This is a genomic window from Pseudooceanicola spongiae (genome assembly GCF_014899185.1).
In the GTDB taxonomy this organism is placed as follows: domain Bacteria; phylum Pseudomonadota; class Alphaproteobacteria; order Rhodobacterales; family Rhodobacteraceae; genus Pseudooceanicola; species Pseudooceanicola spongiae.
Genome location: NZ_CP045201.1, coordinates 2,981,355 through 3,002,547, shown reverse-complemented (window position 1 = coordinate 3,002,547; position 21,193 = coordinate 2,981,355). Strand labels below are relative to the sequence as shown.

Below are 21,193 nucleotides of genomic sequence, written 5' to 3'. Positions count from 1 at the left end.
AGCCCCCTGCACACCGACCGACACAGCCCAAAGGACGCCCCATGCTGACCGTGATCTCCCCTGCAAAACGCCTCGACTGGGCGACGCGCGACCAGCAGATGACGACGCCGGTGTTTGCCGAAGAAAGCCGCAGTCTCGCCGCAACGATGCGTCAGAAGTCGATCAAGGATCTGCGCGATCTGATGCATCTCTCTGAGGACCTCGCCCGTCTGAACCGCGACCGGTTTCGCGACTTTCAGGATGATCCTGCGTCCGAAGCCCTGCGCCCCGCGGCGCTGGCCTTTGCCGGGGACACCTACCAGGGCCTCGATGCCTCCAGCTTGGATGCGGAGGAGCTGGCCTTCGCGCAAGAGCACCTGCGCATCCTGTCCGGTCTCTACGGCGTGCTGCGCCCGCTCGACGCGATCCAGCCCTACAGGCTGGAAATGGGCACCCGCCTGAAGACCCGACGCGGCACAAACCTCTATCAATACTGGGGGGCTGCCCCGGCAAAGTTGCTGAAGGGGCAGGCTGACGCGGTCGGCACTGATGTCTTGGTGAACTGCGCCAGCCAGGAATACTTCGGCGCTGTGGATTTGAAGGCGCTTGGGTTGCGGTTGATCACGCCGGTCTTCCTGGACGTCTCGAAGGGTCAGGAAAAGGTCATCAGTTTCAACGCCAAGCGCGCCCGTGGGGCGATGGCCCGCTATATCATCACGCACCGTCTGACCACGCCGGAGGGCCTGCAGGATTTCGATACGGGCGGCTATATTTACCAGCCGGATCGATCTTCAGCGGACGAGATGATTTTCCTGCGTGCGCCCCAAGACAGTTGAAGGCGTCGCACGTCATGTGCCACTTTTGCCCCTCCTGCGCATGAAAACAGGCGGAGGCGAGGAGGCTTCCTCGATAGCGGCAGCAAAGCTCTCGTCACCTCCCAGAGGTTCAGGCAGGCTGCTATCCGTATCAGCCGTCTCTGCACGCTTGGGCTTCGCGGCAGCCTCCGGTTGGGAATGCGCCTCCGCTCCCGCGTCGGACACGCCGCCCGCCCCCGAAGGGGCAGCGCCCGCAGGCGCGACTTCCGGTTTCATGTGAAACGGCGGCCGCAGTCCAGCGGGGGTCAATGAGGCGAGCTTGTCGAGCACATCCGCCTTTCGCAAAGGCTTTGGCAGGTAGTGGTCCAGCCCGGCGGCAATCACCTTTTCCTCGTCGTCCTCCATTGCATAAGCGGTCATGGCGACGATCGGCACCCGTTTTCCGCTGGCAGCCTCTGCCGCGCGAATGCGTTGCGTTGCCTCCTTGCCGTCCATCAGCGGCATCGAAATATCCATGAAAATCACATCCGGCGCGAACTCGACATGGGCCTGTACAGCTTCAAGACCGTTTTTCGCAAAGCGCAGGTCGACATCCGCGCTGGCCAGGATCTTCTCAAACACCAGCCTGTTGGTCTTGTTGTCCTCCGCCGCGAGCACCCGGCAGCGACGCCCGCCCGTGGACGGCCGCGGCGGTTTCGCTTCAGCGGTCCGGGGCGGCCTGACAACCGGGCCTGCACCGAGTGTCCGCAGGACGCGGAACAGGTCGTCGCGCAGGGTCGGGCGTTGCAGGATGGCGTGCAAATGGCGGCGTGCAGGGTCCATCTCGGCGAAATGCACTGCCGGGCTCAGCAGGATGATCGGTACGTCGCTGCCGCTCTCCCGGATGGCTTCTGCCAGCTCCAGCCCGTCCATCGCCTCCATGTTGTGATCCGTCAGCACCAGCGTGATGCTGTCATCCAGTAGCGCCAGCGCCTTGCCTGCAGATTGACAGGACAGGGTTTCGGCCCCGAGCAACTCCAGTTGCTTTTCCAGGATCGAGATGTGCAACGGGTTACTGTCCACAATCAACACCCTGCCGAGGTTCGGCACCGGCTCGGGCTCAGCCCGCGTATCCCCGGCCACGGGCAGCGAAATCCGAAACCCGAAGGCCGAGCCTGCGCCAAGTTCGCTGTCCACCCAGATTGTGCCGCCCATCAGCCGGATCAGTCTCTGCGAGATCGCCAGCCCAAGGCCTGTGCCCTCGAACTGGCGCGTGCTTTCGCTGTCGATCTGGGCGAATTCGCCAAAGATCATGCCTGCCTTACCTGGCGCTATCCCGATCCCAGTGTCTTCGACCGTGACTGTCAGGTTGGCATCCGTGCTGTTCGTGCAGGGTAGGGCAAGTACCCGGATCAGCACATGCCCACGGGAGGTGAATTTCACCGCATTGCCGATCAGGTTGGTCAGCACCTGGCGGATTCGCCCCGGATCACCGATAAAACTGGTCGGAGTGAACAGATCGTAATCGATCAGCAGGCTCAGCCCTTTTTCGCGCGCACCCGGCTGCAGCAGCAGCAAAACCTCGTGGATACAGCGCTCCAGATCAAACGGACGGGCGTGGAGGACAAGTTTCTCGGCCTCGATCTTGGAGTAATCCAGCACGTCATTGATGATCTCCAGCAGCGCCTCGCCCGAGCTGCGGATGGTATCGACATAGATGCGCTGTTCATCGGTCAGCCCTGTATCGCCCAGCAGATCGGCCATGCCGACGACACCGTTCATCGGCGTGCGGATCTCATGGCTCATATTGGCAAGGAAGGTCGACTTTGCCCGGTTCGCGGCCTCTGCCCTCTGCCGGGCCTGGCGCAGGCGACGTTCGTATCGCACCGTGCCTGTGATGTTCAGCGCCAGGGTCACCACGTCGCCGTCGTGGCCCTTCTGGTCCAGAAGTTTGACGTATTGCCCGTTCCACAGCCGGATCACCCGAGGATCGGGATTCGGCGTATGCCAGCGCGCCAGCATGCCCTGCCGCCAGATCTGCGGCGGATCCTCGCCGATGTCGACGACGCCTTCCTCGGTCGCGAGCTGCAGCATCCGAATGTAGCTGACGCCGGGGCTGACCTCTGTCAGCCCGTCAAAGATCGTCATCCAGGCATTGTTCGCCGCGATCATCCGGCCTTCGGCATCCCAGAAGGCAAAGCCGTCCCGGATCGTCTCGATCGACAGCCAGAGCCGCCGCTCGGCCACTTCGATTCGCTGATTGGCGGCGCTGAGGTCGGATTTCACCCGCTCATGCTCGCTCAGCACGGTTTCAACCTCGGCCCGTTTCTCGTGGATCTGCTCGGACAGATGTTTGGCGTGGCGTCCCAGTTTGCGGTTGGCGGCCTGCAATTCGGCCTGTTTCTGCTCAAGCAAGCGCTCTGCAGCGAGGCGCGCGCGCCGCTCCTCTGCCAGTTTGCTTGCCAAGGTCATCCGGGGTTTCTCCGTAACAGCCCTGTCGCGGACCTGAGGCAGAGCCTCTCGGTTTTGAATGAAAAATCCGTTTAGGAAATCCCGGCGCAAGAAGGAAAACTTGCTGTGGCTTCGGCCGCGTGCGACCCTGTGCGCAGTCAAGGCAGGAGACGTCAGATGCCCCGAATGCTTGGTGCCGCGCTGGTCGCGGTGCTCACCCTGTGCGCCCCTTTCGCAACCGCGCAGGAGGCAGATGCGCCGCTGCTGGCCGACAAACGCTTTGTCGTCAGCGCCAACACGGATTTCTCCGGCACGGACCTGCAGCAGATCTTCGACAGCTCGCTTGAGGCCTGCCGGGCCGCCTGCCTCAGCACCGATCAATGCGTCGCGCTGACCTTCAATGCACGCAACAACTCCTGCTTTCCCAAAGGCAGCGTCACGGGGATGACACCCTTTGACGGGGCGCTCTCGGCTGAGGTCATCACGGTCGATCCGGCGGTGAAGGCCCGCAGCGAAGACGCAGGGCGCCGGCTTTCCTTCCTTGGCGAGGACACTCTCGGCGCGGCGCGCAGCTTTGCCCGCGACTTGCCCTGGAGCCACCCCAGCAGCGCCTCCGCAGATGATCTTGCCGCAGATTCAGCAGCCCGCGCCCGCGACGGTGATCTGGCTGGGGCACAGGCCGCCATCGCTGCGGCGACCGGAAAATCCGACGCCTCGCCGCACTGGACGCGCCTCGCCGCCTATACGCTCGCGCTTTACAACAAAGACACTGGCAACCGTGGAGATCTGCCAGCAAAGGCACTCTCCGCCGCGATCAATGGCTATCTGCGCAGCCCGGAGGACGCGACCTCTGCCGACGCACTGGTGCTGATGGCCGATGCGCTTGCCGCACTGGATCGGGGCCGCGACGCCATTCCGGCGCTGCGCCTTGCCCAAACCCTGACCCCGACACCCGCCATTGAGACGCACCTTGATCAGGCCATCGGCCTCTATGGCTTTCGCATCACTGACAACACGGTCGAGAGCAACCTCGCCCAGCCACGCATCTGCGCCGAGTTCTCGGAACCCCTCGCGCTGGCCGGTGTCGATTATGCCCCTTTCGTGCGCCTGCCCGACCCAGCCATGGCGGTTGAAGCCGACGGCAACCAGATCTGCCTGATTGGCGGCACACATGGCGAGACCTACAACGCGACCTTCCGTCAGGGCCTGCCCGCGCGCAGCGGTGAGGTGCTGCAAAAAGACGTCGACCTGCGATTTTATATCCCCGACCGCGATCCCTCGGCGCGCTTTCCCGGGCGGGGCTATGTGCTGCCGCGGGCCACGGATGCCGCCCTGCCGATCGATACCGTCAACGTCGCCGCGCTGGATCTGACCCTGTCGCGGGTGTCCGACCGCAATATCGTGCGCGCCGTGCAGAACAGCTATTTCGGCCGCGATATCTCGGCCTACGAGGTCGAGGATTTCGATACCCAGATTGCCGAAAAAATCTGGTCCGGCACTGCCGAGGTCCGCTCAGAGCGCAACCAGACCATCACCTCTCGACTGCCGATGGGCGAGGCTCTGGCGGGGCAGGCGCCCGGCGTCTACACCCTGCGCGCCAGTGTTCCCGGCGCCGATCCCTATGATACGCCTGCCGCAACCCAGTGGTTCGTGTTGACCGATCTGGGCCTCAGCACCATGCAGGGCACCGATGGTCTTACGGCGGTGGTGCGCGGTCTCTCCGATGCCGGTGCCCGCCCCGGTGTGACGCTCAGCCTGCTGTCGAATGCCAACGAGGTGCTGGCCACCGCCACCACAGACGACACCGGCCTTGCCAGCTTTGCCCCAGGCTTGCTGCGCGGCAAGGGCGGCGCGGCTCCGGCGGCGATCCTTGCACAAAGGGGCGATGACCTGTCCTTTCTGTCGCTGACCGACCCGGCCTTCGACCTGTCTGATCGCGGTGTCGAGGGGCGCGCGCCGTCCTCGGCCATCGATGTTTTCCTCGCGACTGACCGCGGGGCCTATCGCGCGGGCGAGGTGATCCATATCACCGCCCTCAGCCGCGATTCACAGGCGATGGCGATCAGGGGCCTGCCCGTCACCGTGATCCTGTCGCGGCCCGATGGTGTGGAATACGCCCGCCAGACCTCGGCCAAGGGTCAGGCCGGTGGCCATGTCTTCGCCTTCCCTGTCGGGCCCAGCGTCCCGCGCGGGACCTGGCGGATCGAAGTGAAGTCCGACCTCGACGCCCCCGCTCTGGCCTCCGACACCGTCCTGGTCGAGGATTTCCTGCCCGAGCGTCTGGATTTCAGCCTGAGCCTGCCAGACGCCCCGCTGCCCCTTGCCAGCCCCCAGACCCTCGCGATCGAGGCGCGCTATCTCTTCGGCGCCCCCGCAGCCGACCTCTCGGCCTCAGGTGACTACGCCCTGCGTCCGCTTGATACGCTGGAGGGATTCCCCGGCTATCACTTCGGTCTCTATGACGCCCAAGGCGATACCACGCGCGACTATTTTTCGCTCGACGCGACGGATGCCGAGGGCAAGACCGCGACCACCCTCTCCTTTACCAGCTACGACCCCGACGTCGCCGCTCCGGTCGAGATGACGGCCACCCTGCGCGTGCAGGAAGGCTCCGGTCGCCCGGTTGAGCGTCGCATCGCCCGCGTCATGACCCCCGCCGATCCGATGATCGCAGTCCGGTCGGTTGCGGATGGCGTTGTCCCGCAGGGTGGCGAGGCCAGCTTCGACCTCATCGCGCTGGACGCCACGCTGACCCGCACGGCAATGCCCGTCCACTACACCATCAACCGCGTCACCACGCGCTACCAATGGTATCGCCAGTACGGTGACTGGAAGTGGGAGAGCTTTACCACCCGCAGCCCCGTCACCGAAGGCGACGTTACCCTCGGCACCGATCCTGTCACCGTCTCGGCCCCCGTAGATTGGGGCCGCTACGAGATCGTGGTGGAGAGCGCGGACAGTCCCCGCTCGACCGCCAGCATGGAGGTCTACGCGGGCTGGTACGTGCCCGCCGACGCGACAACGACACCCGACATGCTCGACGTGTCGCTGACCGCCGATCGCTTCGCCATCGGGGACACGGCGACGCTGCGCCTGGTGCCGCGCTACGCGGGCACGGCGCTGATCTCGGTCCTCTCCAACCACTTGATCGACATGAAGATTGTCGAGGTGTCGGAGGGTGAAAACCTCGTCGACCTGCCCGTGACCGACGCCTGGGGCGCGGGCGCCTATGTCACCGCCACGGTCCTGCGCCCGATGGACATCGCCGCCGGCCACAACCCCGCGCGCGCCCTCGGCCTCGACTACGCGCCCGTTGATCCCGGCGCCAAGGCTCTGTCGGTGAAAATCGACGCGCCCGAGGCCTCCGACCCGCGCGGCCCGCTTGCCGCGACGGTGCATCTCGACGGCCTCAGCGCGGGCGATACCGGATACGTCACCCTTGCCGCTGTCGACCTCGGCATCCTCAACCTCACCGGATTCGAGACCCCCGACCCGCAGGCCTATTACTTCGGTCAGCGCCGCCTCGGGGTCGAGCTGCGCGATGTCTACGGTCGCCTGATCGACGGGTTGCAGGGCGAAATGGGCCGCGTCCGCTCTGGCGGTGATGTCAGCAACCGCGCCGCCATGGACAGCCCGCCGCCCGATCAGGATCTCGTTGCCTTCTTCTCCGGCCCCGTCACTGTCGGCGCGGATGGCACGGCGCAGACCAGCTTTGACATCCCCGCCTTCAACGGCACCGTCCGCCTGATGGCCCTGGGGTGGAGCGAGACCGGCGTTGGCTCGGCCCAAGCCGACGTGCTGGTGCGCGATCCCGTCGTCGTCACCGCCTCATTGCCGCGCTACCTCGCCCCCGGCGACCAGTCGCGGATGCTGCTTGAGATCACCCATGCCACCGGTCCGACCGGCGTGATGGGCCTCAAGGTCAGTGCCGATGGCCTCGGTCTGGGGGATGTCCCGACCGAGGTAACTCTGGACGCCCAGCAAAAAGTCACCCTCTCGGTGCCGATCCTTGCCCAAGAGGCGGGTGATGACACCCTGCAGATCACGCTGACCACGCCCGATGGCCGCACCCTCAGCCAGACGCTGACCCTGCCGGTGCGCCGCAACACGCCGCAGATCGCCCAGACCCGGCGCTTCCCGCTGGCCCCCGGTGCGACCATCACCCTGAACGCCGACGCCTTTGACGGCTTCCACGTCGACACCGCCTCGGCCACGCTCTCTGCCGGGCCACTTGCCCAGCTCGACGTGCCCGGCCTGCTGGCCCAGCTCAGCCGCTATCCCTATGGTTGTACCGAACAGGTGACCTCTCAGGCGATGCCGCTGCTCTACCTCTCCTCCATCGCCGATGTGATGGGCCTTGTCCCACAGGCGCAGGTCGATCAGCGCCTGTCACAGGCCGTGGACCAGATCCTCGCCCGCCAGCAGAGCAACGGGGCGTTCAACCTCTGGTCCGACACGACGGGCGGCGGCTGGCTCGACGCCTATGTCACCGATTTCCTGTCGCGCGCCCGCGCGGGCGGCATCCCCGTGCCGGACCTCGCCTTCCGCCGCGCCCTGAACAACCTGCGCAACCAAGTGAACTACGCCCCCGATTTCACCCGTGACGAGAATGACGGGGGCGAGGCGCTGGCCTATCAACTGCTCGTGCTGGCCCGCGAAGGCGAGGCCCAGATGGGCGACCTGCGCTATTACGCCGACACCAAGGGCGGCGATTTCGCCACCCCTCTGGCGATGGCCCAGATCGGCGCCGCGCTGGCCGCCTACGGCGATCCGACCCGCGCCGACGCCATGTTCACCCGCGCGGGCACTCTGCTGCGGACGGACCTCAGCGGCCCCGAACCGCAGACCCTGCGCGCCGACTTCGGCACCCACCTGCGCGACGCCGCTGCCGTCCTCACTCTGGCGGCAGAGGCGGGCAGCAACGCGCTCGACCGCGCCACCCTGATCTCTCAGATTGAGGCGGTCGACACTCCCCGCTCCACCCAGGAAAGCGCCTGGACCCTGCTCGCCGCGAAATCGCTGGTCTCGGACGCCTCCGTCGCGGGCCTCTCGGTCAACGGCGCGCCGTCGCAAGGTCCCATGGTCCGCGTCTTGCAGGGGGACGCGATGCAGCCCGTGACGGTCACCAACACCAGCACTACGGCGACTGACCTGACCCTGACCACCCTCGGCATCCCCGACGGTCCGGTCATGTCGGGCGGCGAGGGCTATTCCATCACTCGCAGCTACTACACGCTTGAAGGGGAGGAGGCCGACCCCTCCGGCCTGCACTCCGGCGACCGCCTTGTGACGGTCATCAAGGTCAGGCCCTTTGCCGAGACCGGCGCACGCCTGATGGTCAGCGATCCGCTGCCCGCGGGGTTTGAGATCGACAACCCGCGCCTGCTCTCCTCCGGCGACATCGCCGCCTTTGACTGGCTGAAAACCACCACACCTGAGATGAGCGAGTTCCGCAGCGACCGCTTCCTCGCCGCGCTCGACTGGCGCTCGGCCGACCCCTTCACGCTGGCCTATGTGGTGCGCGCGGTGACGCCGGGCGACTACCTGCACCCGGCGGCCTCGGTCGAAGATATGTACCGCCCCCGCTACCGCGCCCGCACTTTCGAGGGCCGCGTCACGGTCACTAAGTGACTCGCGACCGGCGCGGCGCATTGCTCGCCCTGTCGGTCGCCGCCCTTCTGGCGCTGGCCGCAGGGCGCGATGCAGCCGACAGATGGATCGACGCGACAGAGCTGCCGCCGTTGCACCCCGCAACGGCGGTTGAAATGCGCGCCGCCGATGGCAGCCTGCTGCGCGCTTACATGGTCGATGACGGGCGCTGGCGGCTGGCGATGCCCGGCCCCGCCGATCCGCTCTACCTCGCGATGCTGGTCGATTATGAGGACCGCCGCTTTGCCACCCACGCCGGAGTCGACCCCCGCGCCGTGGGTCGCGCCCTCTGGCAGATCGTCACCAAAGGCCGCGTCGTCTCCGGCGGCTCGACCCTGACGATGCAGGTCGCGCGCCTGCTGGAGGGGGGCAGCACCGGCCGCTGGTCCGGCAAACTACGTCAGACCCGCGTCGCGCTGGCGCTGGAGCGTCAGCTCTCCAAGGCGCAGATCCTCGACCTCTACCTGACCCTCGCGCCGATGGGCGGCAATATCGAAGGTCTGCGCGCCGCCACGCTGGCCTATTTCGGCAAGGAGCCGACACGGCTCACCCCCGCCGAAGCGGCGTTGCTTGTGGCCTTGCCGCAATCCCCGGAACTCCGCCGCCCCGACCGAGCCCCGTTGGCCGCCGAGGCCGCCCGCAACCGAGTGCTCGACCGCATGGCGCAGGACGGCGTGATCACGAGCGACACTGCGAGGGCTGCAAAAACCGACGCGATACCGACACGCCGCCGCCCCTTCCCGGCGCTCGCACCGCACCTTACAGACCGTGCCCTCGCCGAGCGTCCCGACCTTGCCCGCCAGAACCTGACGATTGAGGTGCCGCTGCAAGCCTCGCTCGAATCCCTCGCCGCAACCGCCCTACGCGGCCAGCGATCAGAACTGTCTCTGGCCATTCTGGTGGCCGATCACCGCGACGGCCGCATCCTCGCATCCGTCGGCTCACGCGGATTTTCTGAAGCGGGCGAAGGGTTTGTCGACATGACCCAGGCCCTCCGCTCACCCGGTTCAACCCTCAAGCCGCTGATCTATGCACTGGCTTTCGACCAAGGGCTGGCACACCCGGAAACCCTGATCGACGACAGGCCGACGGATTTCAACGGCTATCAGCCGGGCAACTTCGACGGCATATTCCGCGGACCCGTACGGGTGACGGATGCGCTGCAAATGTCCCTGAACCTCCCCGCTGTCCTGCTGACCGAAGCCCTCGGCCCCGCCAAAGTCATGGCTGCCCTCAGACGGTCAGGGGTGACCCCGGCTTTACCTGGAGGCCACGCCGGGCTTGCCATCGCCCTTGGTGGTCTGGGCATGACGCTGCAGGATCTGGTGCAGCTTTATGCAGGTCTTGCCAATGGAGGGCGTGCGCAACCCCTGCACTGGCGGCCTGAAGCAGTCCCCAGGGGCAGTCACATCACGGCACCTGCCGCAGCTTGGCAAGTGGGACATATCCTCTCGGGCCTCGCGCCGCCGCCGGGTGCGCCGCTAAACCGCCTAGCGTATAAGACTGGCACCTCCTATGGCCATCGTGATGCATGGGCGATCGGCTTTGACGGTGCGCATGTCATCGGCGTCTGGGTCGGCCGGCCCGATGGCACTCCGGTGCCGGGCGCCTTTGGCGGCGATACAGCCGCGCCCGTTTTGTTCGAGGCCTTCCAGCGTTTGAAACCCATCCTGGCACCGCAATCATCCCCACCACCCGAAACCTTGCTCGCCGATGCCTCGACACTTCCGCAGCCGCTGCGCCACTTCACCCGACGCAGCCAGGGCCTCGCGCCAGATCGGGATGCACCGGAAATGGCCTTCCCGCCAGATGGCGCTGAGCTCGACATGACGGTCGAGGGGCTGCCGGTGCGTGTTCGCCAAGGCCAGCCGCCCTTCACCTGGCTTGTCAACGGAACGCCATTGCTTTCCGGTACGCGCCGTAGCGATGCCCTGTTGCCCGGCCTTGGAAAAGGTTTTTCGGACATAACGGTGATCGATTCAAAGGGCCGCTCGGCCCGGGTCGTCGTACGCCTCGACTAACGGTGAGAGTGGGGGCGCTGCCCCCGCCTGCGGCTCCCCCGAAGTATTTTGAGCAAGATGACGGGGAGCAGGGCGCTCTTTCATCTTGCCAAAAATACTTCGGGGGAGACAGCAAAGCTGGCGGGGGCAGCGCCCCCTCTGTCCCAGCCAAAAGAAAACCCCCGGCAGAGTGATCTGTCGGGGGTGGAAATTATTTTGTGGATCTCAAATCAGACCGACTTGGTCTTGTATTTGACTGGTTTCCAGATCCGCTTGTTCGTGAGGTACAACAGCACCGACAGCAGCACGAGGAAAATTACGGCGACAAGGCCAGCATGTTTGCGCGCCATCATTTTTGGCTCCGCGGCCCACATCAGGAAGGCGGCGACGTCCTCGGCTTCATGGTGCAGCTCGTTGGAATGACCATCATCGAATTCCAGATCTTCACCGGCCAGCGGCGGGGGCATGGCGATCCAGCCGGTCGAGAAGGCGGTGTTTTCGTAATAGGTCACACCGGCCTGCTCACGGGTTTCACCCGTGTAGCTGGTCAGAATAGCGGTGATATATTCCGGCCCGCCGATGCCCTTCAGCAACTGGTTGATGCCCGTGCCCGCGGGGCCGTGGAAGGCCGCGCGGGATTTGGCCATCAGGCTGAGGTCAGGCGCGTTCGAGAGGGCGGAGCCGGGGAAGTGGTCGTTCGGCGTTGCCTGACGCATGTCATCCAGCGCCGCGTCGAAGACTTCGAAACGGCCAGAGAATGCGCGTACCTGATCTTCGGGAAGACCCGGGCCACCATCGTCGCCCAGCGTGCGGATCGGCACATAACGCAGGCCGTGGCAGGCCGAGCAGACCTCGGTGTAGACCTTGAGGCCGCGCTGCAGCTGGTTCTCGTCAAAGGCACCAAACGGCCCTTCGAATGAGAAATCCACGTCGTGGATCGCTGCTGTTTCATGCTCCTGCGCGGTGGCGGCACCGGCCGTGAAGGCCAGGGCTGCAAGGGCAGAGAGGGAGAGTGTCCTGAACATGTGTCTCTGTCCTTTCCTTATTCAGCCGGGTGGCTCTTGCCGCCGTAATGCGCCTCGAAGTCGTCTTCGATGGTCGCGGGCGGGGTGGTCGGTTTTTCGATCACGCCGAGCAGGGGCAGGATCACCAGGAAATAGCCGAACCAGTAGGCTGCCGCGATCAGTGAGATCCAGCCGGTCAGGTTGGTCGGAGTTTGCGCGCCGACCCACATCAGGATGACGAAATCCAGTGCCAGCAGGGCGAACCACCACTTGAACATCGGGCGGTAACGGCCCGAGCGGGTGCGGCTGGTATCGAGCCAAGGCACCAAGGCCATGACTGCGATGGCGCCGAACATCGCCAGGACGCCGAAGAACTTGGCGTCGACGATCCCACCGGTCAACCAATGCAGGAACTGAACCAGCCAGACATCGGCGGTGAAGGCGCGCAGGATCGCGTAGAACGGCAGGAAGTACCATTCCGGCACAATATGTGCGGGGGTCGCGAGCGGGTTCGCCTCGATGTAGTTGTCGGGGTGGCCGAGGTAGTTCGGCATGAAGCCGACGATGGCAAAGAACACCGCGAGGATGACCGCCAGCGCGAACAGATCCTTCAGCACGAAGTAGGGCCAGAAGGGCAGAGTGTCCTTGGCCGCGTCTTCCTTGCTGGTGCGACGCACCTCGACACCGGTGGGGTTGTTGTTGCCGGTCGAGTGGAAGGCCCAGATGTGCACGGCGACAAGGCCGGCAATCACAAAGGGCAGCAGGTAGTGCAGGCTGAAGAAGCGGTTCAGCGTGGCATTGTCGACAGCCGGTCCGCCCAGCAGCCAAGTCTGCAGCGATTCACCGATCCACGGGATCGCCCCGAACAGGCCGGTGATCACGGTCGCGCCCCAGAAGGACATCTGACCCCAAGGCAGAACATAGCCCATGAAGCCGGTCGCCATCATCAGCAGATAGATGATCATGCCGACGATCCAAGTGATCTCACGCGGGGCCTTGTAGGAGCCGTAGTAGAGGCCGCGGAAGATATGCAGATAGACGGCGAGGAAGAACAGTGAGGCGCCGTTGGCATGCAGATAGCGCAGCATGAAGCCGCCATTCACGTCGCGCATGATGTGTTCGACGCTGGCAAAGGCCATGTCGACATGCGGCGTGTAATGCATGACCAGCACGATGCCGGTGACGATCTGCATCGCCAGGCAGAAGGTCAGGATGATGCCCCAGATCCACATCCAGTTCAGGTTCTTGGGCGTGGGGATCATGATGGTGTCGTAGAGAAGACCGATAATCGGCAGGCGCGAATGCACCCACTTTTCAGGTCCGCTCTTGGGTTCGTAATGGTCGTGCGGAATTCCGGCCATGATGTCCTCCCTCAGCCCAGAATAATTTCGGACTCGCCATCGAAGGCGGCCAGCGGAATAGGCAGGTTCTCAGGTGCCGGACCTTTGCGGATCCGCCCTGCGGTGTCGTAGTGCGACCCGTGGCAAGGGCAGAACCAGCCGCCAAAGTCACCGGATTCGCCCAAAGGCACACAACCCAGGTGCGTACAGACGCCCATCATGACCAGCCATTCTTCGGCGGCCAGACCTTCGGCACCCTCGGGGGCCGTGGCGCGGTTTTGGTCGGTCGCCATCGCGGTGTCGCCAAGGTTGGCGTTGCGGGCATTCGAATCAGGCAAGGTCGCTGTATCGACCTCTTTGGCCATGTCGACCTCTTCCTGGGTGCGGCGGCGGATAAACACCGGCTTGCCGCGCCATTTTACCGTGAGTTGTGTTCCGGTTTGGACACCAGAGACATCAACCCGGATCGAAGACAGGGCCTGAACATCTGCCGAGGGGTTCATTTGATTGACCAGTGGCCAGACGGCGGCACCGGCGGCGACGGCACCTGCGCCGGCTGTGGCGTAATAGAGGAAGTCCCTCCGGGTGCCTTCGTGATCTTCTGCGTGGGACACGAACTTAGCTCCATTCTTCGGCCGGACGACGGCGGCCACATACGGGTTCGGGGCCGCGCAAACTGCACAGCCGTTCCAAGCGGTTGTTTAACGGGCCTCATTCCACAGGTCCAGCATACAATCGCCGATTGCGAAAAGGGGCGCGCATGTGTCGCGCTTGAGACCCTTGTGCCGCGCGTGTAAGTCTGTTGCAAAGCCAGATCTCGCTAGGACCCCTCCCATGATGCAAAAACCTTCCCGTTGTGCCCTTCGCAGCACCGCCGCCACGCTTGCCGCAGCCGCCCTGCTGACCGGCTTCTCCAGCGCGCCCGCACGCGCTGAGATTGAGTTGAACCTCTACACCGGCTACCAGACAGCCCCGCACAGCCGCATCAAGGGCACCTCGCCGACCACCGGTGATTTCAATGCCTTGATCGGCTGGGAGGGCAAGAGCTTCGACATGCCCCCCTACTACGGCGTGCGCGCAACCTGGTGGCAGGATGACAACTGGGGCTTCGGACTCGAGTTCACGCATGACAAGGTCTACTCGGATCAGGACGACATGAAGGCGGCGGGTTTTTCGCATCTCGAATTCACCGATGGTCTGAACATCGTCACCGTCAACGCGTCGCGCCGCTGGAAGAATCAGTGGGGCAGTATCACGCCCTACGTCAGCGGTGGTGTTGGTTTCTCGATTCCCCACGTCGAAGTCACGGCGATCGGTGGCCCGAAAACCTTTGAATACCAGTTCGGCGGCCCGGCCATGCGCCTGACGGCCGGTGCCAGCTATCCGATCAGCGATCAGTGGTCGCTGTTTGGTGAATATCAATTCACCGCATCGAAAAACGAAACCGACCTCGTTGGGGGCGGCAACCTAGACACGCGCATCTTCACCAATGCGCTGAACGTCGGTGTCGGCTTCCGCTTCTGAGGCGTCTTTCCACCGTGTGACCAAATAAAAAGGCCCACCGACTCTGGTGGGCCTTTTGACTTTTCGCCGATCTCTCTCCTCAGGCCGGAACGGTCGCCTGCATCGCCGGTCGGGCGGAGAACGCCTCGTACCAGGCCGCAAGATCGACATTGCCTTCACGCCAGTTGCGCGCACCATGACGCAGGTCGATATAGCCAAGTGCACAGCCAAGCGCGATCTGCGCGGCGTCCAGCGGTCCGGCCAGATGGCTCATCCAGCGCGCATCAATGACGCTGAGCGTGCGTGCGGCCTTGGCCCACTGTGCTTCGACCCACTCGGGAAAGACCTTTTCCTCGGGGCGCAGGCGATGCTCATAGGCCATCAGCACGGCGGCCTCCATCACACCGTCGGCCAGCGCCTCCAGCGTCAGAACCTCCCAGATCCGCGCCTCGGGATACAGACGGCCGCCTGACAGCGAATCAAGGTAGCGGCAGATCACACGGCTGTCGCAGATCATCGGGCCATCCTCGCGCAGCAGGGCAGGCAGCTTGCCCAGCGGGTTGGCGGCGACCAGAACAGGATTCGACTCAAGCGCCGATGTCGAGACATTCTCCAGCGCGACACGGTCCGAAAGACCGGTTTCCAGAAGGGTGACCCGGACCTTGCGGGCAAAGGGCGACAGCGGCGATACGATGGCTTTCAGGCCGGACATGGACGGAGCTCCTCATTGCTTCGCCGCGACCCTAGGCCTGGCACAGCATCCTGTCCATTGCTCGCATTTTCCCGGCCAGATCACTCAGTTTCGCCAGCCCTACGCATCATGGCCACTAGAGGCGGAAGGTCAGAGCCAAAGCCAGCCTGCTGCATCCCCGTAGCTGCACCGTGGCGCACGGCGTCAGGTTTGTTCTGCGACAGCTTCCATGTGCCCTCTACTGTCTCCACCTGCATCCTGAGCGGCACAATCGCCCGCATCATTCGCTCCAGAGCCTCATCACTCATCTTCTCGGTGCGCCAGACCGGCTTTGGTGCCAGCCGCGCTTCAAACGTCTCTGAGAGACGATTCAGCACAGGACGCATCTCGGCCTCGGGCAGCATCTCCATCACGCCTGTCACTTCCACAGAGACATAATTCCACGTTGGGACCTGATCCTCGACGCCGTACCAATCGGGTGAGACATACCCATGCGGCCCCATCACCACCAATCGCGCGGGCATCCCGCCGGTGCGCAACGCCCGCGCCACTGGATTTGAGCGAACCAGATGCAGGATCAGTGAGTCACCCTCGATCAAAAAGGGTGCCTGCGCCACCAAGGGGGCCAAGGCGCCGGCTGACAGGCAGAAAAGGCCAAAACCGACATCAGAAGCAAAGCTGAGATTTTCTGCGCGCGTCGCAGTGCGATAAATCGGATTGGGGTGCATGATCGGTTCCTTGCGGCTCTTCGCCACCATCCTGATCGCGCGGCCTCTCGGGGGCAATCGCAATCAATCGACTCAGGCCAAGGGGGGCTCTGCCCCCGTCAGCTGCGCTGACTCCCCGGGGATATTTGTAACAGGGAAACAATGGGGGCAGGGCTCTGTATCATCTTGCTGAAAATACTTCCGCCGGAGGCGTTCGGGCTTGTCGTCGCGTATCGATTTGAAATCGTACAGAGCCCGACTTTGCCGCTGCCCTGCATATCAGCGTCAGGCCACAAGATGCCCGTCAGCGTGGCCCGATATCACAGCGTGTATGATCTTGCCTTCGGGGTGCTCGGAGCTGAGATGCACCTCGGTAAATTGTTCTGTACGTCCCATAACTGGGCTTTCCATGAGGATTTTGTGGGATTTGCCAATTTGCGCGGCAAGGTGACGCGTTACCTGCTGCGTGCCCGCTGTTCGCAATTGGGCCGCTCGGGCTTTGATTGCTCCTCCGTTGACCTGCGGCATGCGCGCGGCCGGGGTGCCGGGACGGGGGGAGTACGGAAAGACGTGGAGCCATGTCAGGTCACATTCCTCAACCAGTCTCAAAGAGTTGGCGAACATAGCGTCTGTTTCTGTCGGGAAACCGGCGATGATGTCTGCGCCGAAGGTCATGTCCGGGCGCAACGTGCGGGCCTCTTCGCAAAAGCGGATAGCGTCATCACGCATGTGGCGGCGCTTCATGCGTTTCAGGATCATGTCGTCGCCCGCCTGCAGGCTAAGATGCAGATGCGGCATCAGGCGGGGTTCGCTCGCGATAGCCTGCATGAGGGCGTCATCGGCTTCTATCGAATCGATTGAGCTGATGCGCAGGCGCGCCAAGTCTGGCACCAGTTTGAGGATGCGCAGTACAAGATCGCCAAGGCGTGGCGTTGCCGGCAGGTCTGCGCCCCAGGACGTCAGGTCGACGCCGGTCAGGACAACCTCTTGATATCCCTGATCAACCAGCCGTTTGATTTGCTCGACCACGACGCCTGCCGCGACCGATCGCGAGTTGCCACGGCCAAAGGGAATGATGCAGAAGGTGCAGCGGTGGTCACAGCCGTTCTGCACCTGCACATAGGCGCGGGAGCGCGTGCCGAAGCCGTCGATCAGATGCCCGGCGGTCTCGGTGACCGACATGATGTCGTCGACACGCACGCGCTCGGACTCGCCGATGAAATCTGGCGAGAGGTTCGCCCAGGTGGCGGGTTGCATCTTTTCTGTGTTGCCGATGATCAGGTCGACTTCCTGCATCGCGGCGAAGGTCTCGGGCTCGGTCTGGGCGGCGCAGCCGGTGACGATCAGGGTCGCGTCCGGATTTTCGCGGCGCAGGCGGCGGATGTCCTGACGGGCCTTGCGCACCGCCTCGGAGGTGACGGCGCAGGTGTTGACGATCACCGCATTTTCGACCCCCGCCTCGGCTGCGAGAGCCTTCATGGCTTCGGTTTCATAGGCGTTGAGCCGACAGCCAAGAGTGGTGAATTTCAGCGTACTATCCATGGCTTATGCCTCCAGTACCGTCGGGGGAAGGAGGCCGTCGAACACATGTGCCGTGGGGCCGGTCATCCAGACGCCATCATCGCGCCAGTCCAGTGTCAGCCATCCGCCGTCAAGTTCCATGCGCACCCGACGGTCCGTCAGGCCACGCAGCACGGCTGCCACTGCGGTGGCGCAAGCGCCTGAACCGCAGGCGAGCGTCACACCGGTGCCGCGTTCCCAGACCCTCATGCGAATCTCGTCGCGGCTGCGAACCTCGGCGAACTCGACGTTCACCTGTTCGGGAAACAGTGGGTTATGTTCGATTCTCGGCCCGGTGACGGTCAGCGCGACGGCCTCGGCATCGTCGACGAAGAACACGCAGTGCGGATTGCCCATGCCGACGGCGACGGGATCGCCTTCAAGCGGCAGATGCTCCACATCGACTGCGCGGGCCAGAGGCACGTCGCGCCAGTCCAGTTGCGGCTGGCCCATGTTGACGCTGATCAGATCGCCATCGCGGCGGGCCTGCAAAAGGCCGCGTACAGTGCGGATCGTGATGCTTTCGCCATCCGTACCAAGGACATAGGCCGCAACGCAGCGTGTGGCGTTGCCACAGGCCTGTGCGCGGGTGCCGTCGCTGTTCCAGAAGTCGAGGGTAATATCCGAGCCCTCGCCATCGCGGATTTCGGCCAGCTGGTCAAAGCCGACGCCGAAATGACGGCTGCCCACGGTGCGTGCAAGCGCGGGCGTCGTCACCGCCTCGCGGCCACGCGAGTCGATCACCACGAAGTCGTTGCCCAGCCCGTGCATCTTCATGAACGGCAGGCCATGGGAAATATCCTTGATCTGCATTGCGGCGATATAGACCCTCCGGGCCTTATTGAAAAGGCGGGGAAGGGTGGGGGGGGGAGGGGCGAGAATATTTCTGTGAATTTTTTGTGGATTTCTGCTTGACCCCACCTGCTGGCACCCCTAAACGGCGCATCGAGTGGGCCGTTAGCTCAGCTGGTAGAGCGGCTGACTTTTAATCAGTAGGTCACAGGTTCGAACCCTGTACGGCTCACCACTCACCTCTACTTCCAGCACGATATCAAAGACTTGGGCCCAGCCCGGTCGACACTCCCCCCTGACATCAGCCGACCCGCCGCCGCCGCGCCTTGTGCGCGACAGCCCGCGTTGTCCCAGGTTCGGACGGGTCAGGGCTCCTCTGTTGGGGAGGAGGAGAGGCCTCCAGATCGGCATGTCGGTATTGCGTCGGTATCCCGACGGTAACCGGGCGGTGCGTCTGGCGCGCTTTTAGGCGCTCTCCCCCCGCTCTCTCTCCCCGCCCGCTTCAGGGGGCGGAGCCGGTGCAGCGCCTGTTCCAGCGGATCGAGGACCAGAGCGAGGCCCCGATCACCACGGCGCCGCCCAGACCCGTCACGGCCTCCGGGATCTCGACCAGAGCCTGTGCGAACATCACCACCGAGAGGGCGATGATGGCGTAGAAGGCCCCGTGCTCCAGATAGCGGTATTCGGTCAGGGTGCCCTTTTCGACCAGCAGCACCGTCATCGACCGCACATACATCGCGCCGATCCCCAGACCGATCGCAATCACGAACAGGTTCTGGCTGAGCGCGAAGGCCCCGATCACCCCGTCAAAGGAAAACGAGGCGTCCAGCACCTCAAGATAGAGGAAGGCGCCCAGACCGCCGCGCGCGGTGGCGCTGAGGCCGGAGCTTTGGTGGTCCAGCGCGCGGCCCAGAATCTCGACCAGCAGAAAGGTCACGAGGCCCCAGACGGCGGCCCAGAGGAACAGCTGGCTGGAATGGCGCGGCAGCAGCGTGGAGAAGCCAAGGATGATCAGCAACACAAGGGTGACCTCGACACTGCGGATCGAGGCGATGCGGGACATGCGGCATTCCAGCCAGTTCAGCCAGTGCACGTCCTTTTCGGTGTCGAAAAAGAAATGCAGCCCGACCATCATCAGGAAGGTGCCGCCGAAGGCCGCAATCGGCAGATGGGCGTGGTGCATGATCTCGGCATAGTCTTCGGGGCGGGTGGCGGCCAGTTTCAGCGCCATCCACGGGCTGATGCCGGCAGCGACGACCACGATGATCAGCGGGAACAGGATTCGCATCCCGAACACCGCGATGATGATGCCCCATGTCAGAAAGCGCTTCTGCCAGAGCGGCGTCATCTCTTTCAGCTTGTTGGCGTTCACGATGGCATTGTCGAAGGACAGGCTGATTTCCAGCACCGCCAGAATCGCACAGATCATGAAGACGGTCAGCGTGCCCTGCAGGGTGCCGGTGGTCTGCCAGCCGAGAAAGGCCGCCAGCGCCAGCCCGAGGGCCGTGACCACAAGGGCCCAGAAGAAATAATGGAAAAAACCGCCCGAACCCGGCGTTTGCCGTTTCGGACCGCGTGAAGGCGTCGTCCCGTGTGTCATGCTGGAAAGGTCCAGGCGGCTGGATCCGAACGCAGTGCCGACATCACGAAAGCACCGCCACTTTCGCCAGAGGGGCCCGGTCGCTGCACAGGTCGCGCACGGCCTGTTGCGGTTGAGTCTACGCATATTCGGGTGAAACGTAAATCGGGTTTCGCGGGCGGCGGCGGCTGTTGGCGCGCGGGCTTTCCCCAAGCGGGCCTGGCCCTATAGTTGCCGGGAGGGGCCGCGCTTTGGCCCGAGGCACCAAAGGAGGCTTTCCATGACCTATCATCCCGCCATCGTCCCCGGCACCGTGGCCGTCGTGACCGGCGGTGCCAGTGGCATCGGTCTGGCCGCCGCGCGCCGCTTTGGAGCTGCGGGCATGAGCGTGGTCATCGCAGACCTGCCCGGAGAGGCCCTGCAAGCGGCACAGGAGACGCTGAGTGCCGATGGGCATCAGGTGTTCGCCCAGCCGACGGATGTCTCCTCACGCGCCGATATTGAGGCGCTGAAGCGCGCTGCCGAAGCGATCGGGCCGATCAGCATCGTGATGAGCAACGCTGGCCGCGAAGGCGGTGGCGGTCTGTTCGCGGGCGAGGCGGTCTGGCGCAAGACTTTGGAGACCAACCTCTGGGGCGCGATCCACTGTGCGCAGGTCTTTGTGCCGGACATGATCGCGGGCGATGCGCCCGGCGCGATGATCTGCACCGGCTCGAAACAGGGGATCACCCTGCCGCCCGGCGACACGGCCTATAACGTCAGCAAGGCGGCGCTGAAGGCACTGACCGAGTCGCTGTCGCATGATCTGGTGCAGCAGACGGGGGGCCGGGTTTCGGCGCATCTGCTGATCCCGGGCTTTACCTTCACCGGGCTGACCCGTGCCAAGGGGGTCAGCGAGAAACCCGATGCGGCCTGGAGCGCCGAACAGGTCGTCGACCACATGATGGAGCGTCTGGCCGAGGGGGATTTCTACATCTTGTGTCCGGACAATGAGGTCGACACGGCGACGGATCGCAAGCGGATGCTCTGGGCGGCGGGCGATGTGGCGGAAAACCGGCCCGCGCTGTCGCGCTGGCATCCCGATTGCGCCGAGGCCTTCAAGGCCTATATGGCAGAGGGCGACTGACCCTCTGCCAGGTCGTGT

The 21,193-nt window shown here is 64.3% G+C and carries 14 protein-coding genes and 1 tRNA gene; 6 read left to right on the top strand and 9 right to left on the bottom strand.

The genetic code is table 11. The annotated features are described in order from the left end of the window. The first annotated feature begins 41 nt into the window (after nt 1-41). Nucleotides 42-815: a peroxide stress protein YaaA gene (gene yaaA, locus F3W81_RS14155; protein ID WP_193079776.1), complete on the top strand. Its 774-nt coding sequence runs from the start codon at nt 42-44 to the stop codon at nt 813-815. Between the two features lie 12 nt (nt 816-827). On the opposite strand, the gene F3W81_RS14150 is transcribed toward yaaA, so the two are convergent. After that, nucleotides 828-3,245, bottom strand: coding sequence for a response regulator (locus F3W81_RS14150; RefSeq protein WP_193079775.1), 2,418 nt, complete (start codon nt 3,243-3,245; stop codon nt 828-830). A 165-nt stretch (nt 3,246-3,410) separates the two neighbouring features. On the opposite strand from F3W81_RS14150, the gene F3W81_RS14145 reads away from it, so the two are divergent. Further along, nucleotides 3,411-8,855: an alpha-2-macroglobulin family protein gene (locus F3W81_RS14145; protein ID WP_193083893.1), complete on the top strand. Its 5,445-nt coding sequence runs from the start codon at nt 3,411-3,413 to the stop codon at nt 8,853-8,855. Continuing rightward, on the top strand, nt 8,852-10,894 hold the full coding sequence (pbpC, locus tag F3W81_RS14140; RefSeq protein ID WP_226941686.1) for a penicillin-binding protein 1C: 2,043 nt from the start codon (nt 8,852-8,854) through the stop codon (nt 10,892-10,894). The genes F3W81_RS14145 and pbpC overlap by 4 nt, the downstream gene beginning before the upstream one ends. Before the next feature lie 209 nt (nt 10,895-11,103). On the opposite strand, the gene F3W81_RS14135 is transcribed toward pbpC, so the two are convergent. The 3 genes from F3W81_RS14135 to petA are packed head-to-tail and all read right to left on the bottom strand — an operon-like array spanning nt 11,104 to nt 13,831. After that, nucleotides 11,104-11,898: a cytochrome c1 gene (locus tag F3W81_RS14135; protein WP_193079774.1), complete on the bottom strand. Its 795-nt coding sequence runs from the start codon at nt 11,896-11,898 to the stop codon at nt 11,104-11,106. Nucleotides 11,899-11,915: 17 nt separating this feature from the next. Beyond that, nucleotides 11,916-13,238 (bottom strand): cytochrome b, encoded by a 1,323-nt coding sequence (gene petB / locus F3W81_RS14130; protein ID WP_193079773.1) that lies wholly within the window; start codon nt 13,236-13,238, stop codon nt 11,916-11,918. Between the two features lie 11 nt (nt 13,239-13,249). Then, entirely contained in the window at nt 13,250-13,831 is a 582-nt protein-coding gene (gene petA / locus F3W81_RS14125) for a ubiquinol-cytochrome c reductase iron-sulfur subunit (protein WP_193079772.1), read from the bottom strand. Nucleotides 13,832-14,051: 220 nt separating this feature from the next. On the opposite strand from petA, the gene F3W81_RS14120 reads away from it, so the two are divergent. Continuing rightward, on the top strand, nt 14,052-14,741 hold the full coding sequence (locus F3W81_RS14120; RefSeq protein ID WP_226941685.1) for an outer membrane protein: 690 nt from the start codon (nt 14,052-14,054) through the stop codon (nt 14,739-14,741). A 79-nt stretch (nt 14,742-14,820) separates the two neighbouring features. Here F3W81_RS14120 and F3W81_RS14115 read toward each other — a convergent pair whose 3' ends face one another. The 4 genes from F3W81_RS14115 to dapF all read right to left on the bottom strand — a co-directional run bounded on the left by F3W81_RS14115 (nt 14,821) and on the right by dapF (nt 18,491). Then, the gene (locus F3W81_RS14115) at nt 14,821-15,423 is read right to left on the bottom strand and encodes a glutathione S-transferase family protein (protein WP_193083888.1); all 603 of its coding nucleotides are present in this window, start codon (nt 15,421-15,423) and stop codon (nt 14,821-14,823) included. A gap of 89 nt (nt 15,424-15,512) precedes the next feature. After that, nucleotides 15,513-16,139, bottom strand: a complete 627-nt coding sequence (locus F3W81_RS14110; RefSeq protein WP_193079771.1) for an FMN-binding negative transcriptional regulator — start codon at nt 16,137-16,139, stop codon at nt 15,513-15,515. Nucleotides 16,140-16,403: 264 nt separating this feature from the next. After that, nucleotides 16,404-17,660 carry a tRNA (N(6)-L-threonylcarbamoyladenosine(37)-C(2))-methylthiotransferase MtaB gene (gene mtaB / locus F3W81_RS14105; RefSeq protein ID WP_193079770.1) on the bottom strand — a complete coding sequence of 419 codons (1,257 nt, stop codon included), beginning with the start codon at nt 17,658-17,660 and terminating at the stop codon, nt 16,404-16,406. A 3-nt stretch (nt 17,661-17,663) separates the two neighbouring features. Further along, the gene (gene dapF / locus F3W81_RS14100) at nt 17,664-18,491 is read right to left on the bottom strand and encodes a diaminopimelate epimerase (protein WP_193079769.1); all 828 of its coding nucleotides are present in this window, start codon (nt 18,489-18,491) and stop codon (nt 17,664-17,666) included. Between the two features lie 138 nt (nt 18,492-18,629). On the opposite strand from dapF, the gene F3W81_RS14095 reads away from it, so the two are divergent. Next, nucleotides 18,630-18,705 (top strand) — tRNA-Lys (locus tag F3W81_RS14095). Nucleotides 18,706-18,972: 267 nt separating this feature from the next. Here F3W81_RS14095 and F3W81_RS14090 read toward each other — a convergent pair. Then, a complete protein-coding gene (locus F3W81_RS14090) occupies nt 18,973-20,070 on the bottom strand; it encodes a DUF475 domain-containing protein (RefSeq protein ID WP_193079768.1) in 1,098 nt (365 codons plus the stop codon). 259 nt (nt 20,071-20,329) lie between these two features. Here F3W81_RS14090 and F3W81_RS14085 point away from each other — a divergent pair, with 259 nt between their 5' ends. Beyond that, nucleotides 20,330-21,175 carry an SDR family NAD(P)-dependent oxidoreductase gene (locus tag F3W81_RS14085; RefSeq protein ID WP_193079767.1) on the top strand — a complete coding sequence of 282 codons (846 nt, stop codon included), beginning with the start codon at nt 20,330-20,332 and terminating at the stop codon, nt 21,173-21,175. The last annotated feature ends 18 nt before the right edge of the window (nt 21,176-21,193 follow it).